This is a genomic window from Rhizobium sp. WW_1, from assembly GCF_003610155.1.
Lineage (GTDB): Bacteria > Pseudomonadota > Alphaproteobacteria > Rhizobiales > Rhizobiaceae > Rhizobium > Rhizobium tropici_A.
Genome location: NZ_RAIN01000058.1, coordinates 1 through 1920 on the forward strand (window position 1 = coordinate 1; position 1920 = coordinate 1920).

General features: G+C 56.0%; 2 protein-coding genes. One reads left to right on the top strand and one right to left on the bottom strand.

The window, feature by feature from the left end:
* Positions 1 to 95: 95 nt before the first annotated feature.
* A complete protein-coding gene (locus BJ928_RS39870; RefSeq protein WP_348628292.1) occupies positions 96 to 665 on the top strand; it encodes a WGR domain-containing protein in 570 nt (189 codons plus the stop codon).
* Here BJ928_RS39870 and BJ928_RS38410 read toward each other — a convergent pair.
* The gene (locus BJ928_RS38410; protein ID WP_047637288.1) at positions 662 to 1717 is read right to left on the bottom strand and encodes a Fic family protein; all 1056 of its coding nucleotides are present in this window, start codon (positions 1715 to 1717) and stop codon (positions 662 to 664) included. The two genes, BJ928_RS39870 and BJ928_RS38410, sit on opposite strands and share 4 nt — an antisense overlap.
* Positions 1718 to 1920: the final 203 nt, after the last annotated feature.

Consider the following 1920-nt stretch of genomic DNA (forward strand, 5'->3'; position numbering starts at 1 on the left):
ATCCTTCACATCCAGCTCGATGACAACGGGATGCGGAGTGCTCCTTGTCATCGTTTTTCCCGCGTCGGAGGCTTTTCCGCCGGGATATCGATCAAGTGTCGTTGGACGCGGCTGCCGAGATCAACGATTCTCAGATCATGATCTCACAGCCCTACCAGCTCTATGTCGAACGCACGGACGAAGCCCGCAACATGGCTCGCTTCTATGCCATGACGATCGAGCTCAATCTGTTCGGAGAAATCTGCCTGATACGCCGCTGGGGCCGGATCGGAGCGCACGGCCAGACGAAGGTCCAGCCTTTTGCCAGCGAACGCGATGCTGTCGCAGTCTTCCTCGATCTTCTCCGACAGAAGAGAAGCCGCGGATATAGAACGGTCGCTTCGGCGGCTCGGTATCCGGCTTTTCTTCCGGAAAAGGAGAAGAAACCCAACTTCGCGGTAATCGCAATGGCCCCTGGCAATCTAAGCGCCATCGCCTTGGGGCTCAGTGCTATGACGACACTGGCCACACCAAATATGGCGCCGGTACAATTTGATAAATGCACTCGTGGCCATCGGATCACCTGCGTCGTCGATGGCGACACACTATGGATCGATGGCACGACAGTGGTGCTGATCGTATTGCCGATCTCGGCGGATGGGCATACCAAATCACTCCAGCTTTAAGTCAGGCCGTACCAAGTCCCGCGACCCGCTCCATGAAGGGCCAGATGTCCCTGTTCCGTCAACGCCCGAAGGTGATCCTTGACGGTGTTGCGGCTTGTGCCCGTGGCTTTGGCCGCGTCCATGACAGTAACGCGCCCCCGCTCTCGTGCCAGTTCGAGGATCGTGACGGATAGTTCCGGCAGGTCGCTCAATAGGATACGTTCACGTTCGATCTTGCGCTCAAGCCGCTGCTTCTGGCGCTGCAGGCTCCGAAGAAAAAACGCAACCCACGGATTCCAGTCTTGTTCTTCTGTTCGGATTGTTCCCTGCGTGCGGCGAAGTGCGAGGTAATAAGCTTCCTTGTTCTGCTCGATTACGCTTTCGAGAGAGCTGTACGGGACATAGAGGTAACCAGCTCGAAGCAACAACAGGGTGGTCAAGGCTCGCGACAGGCGTCCGTTACCGTCCTGGAAAGGATGGATCTCCAGGAAGACTACGATGAAGACGGCGACGATGAGGAGCGGGTGGAACTTGCCATCCTTCTCTTGGGCCTGTTGCCAGGCTATCAGCTCCGACATCCGGCCGGGCGTATCGAATGGAGATGCTGTCGCGAAGACGATCCCAAGGCTTCGCCCATCTTCGTCGAAAGCCTCGACATTATTGGAAAGTGTCTTCCAGTTTCCTCGGTGCCTCTCGTCCTTGGTCGAGTGGGCAAGCAGGTCCCGATGAAGTTGTCGGATGTGATTTTCGTTGAGCGGGATTGCGTCGAAGGCTGAGAAGATCGTTTCCATCACCTCGGCATATCCCGCAACCTCCTGTTCGTCTCGACTGGCGAACGAGCCGATACGAAGGCTCGAAAGAAGTCTTTCGACTTCACGGTCGCTTAATTTTGCACCTTCAATGCGGGTCGACGATCCAATACTTTCGATCGTTGCGACCCGTCGCAAACTGGACAGGCGGTCTGGCGCGATGCGGCCAAGTGCGCGCCACGCTCCTTTGAATTCATCGATTTCGGCGATCAGCGACAGAATCTCCGGCGTGATACGCAATTTGGAGAGATCGATCTGCGTCATCCATTTTCCCATCCATTTACATCCAAATGAGATATGACACACCGGGATCCATTTTTCCATCCATTTTCATCCAATAAACGAAAATCGCGGAAAATCTTAGAGTGGGAGAGGCTCCGCCGATGGCGGAGCCTCGCGATGTCAATCAATCCCGGTTCGGGCGGGACCAGATGAGCTGGAGGCCGTCTTCGCCATCGACCTCGGCG

What these genes read in the sequence shown, in the direction of transcription:
- BJ928_RS38410 (WP_047637288.1), bottom strand. Translation starts at nt 1,717, where the DNA reads ATGACGCAGATCGATCTCTCCAAATTGCGTATCACGCCGGAGATTCTG.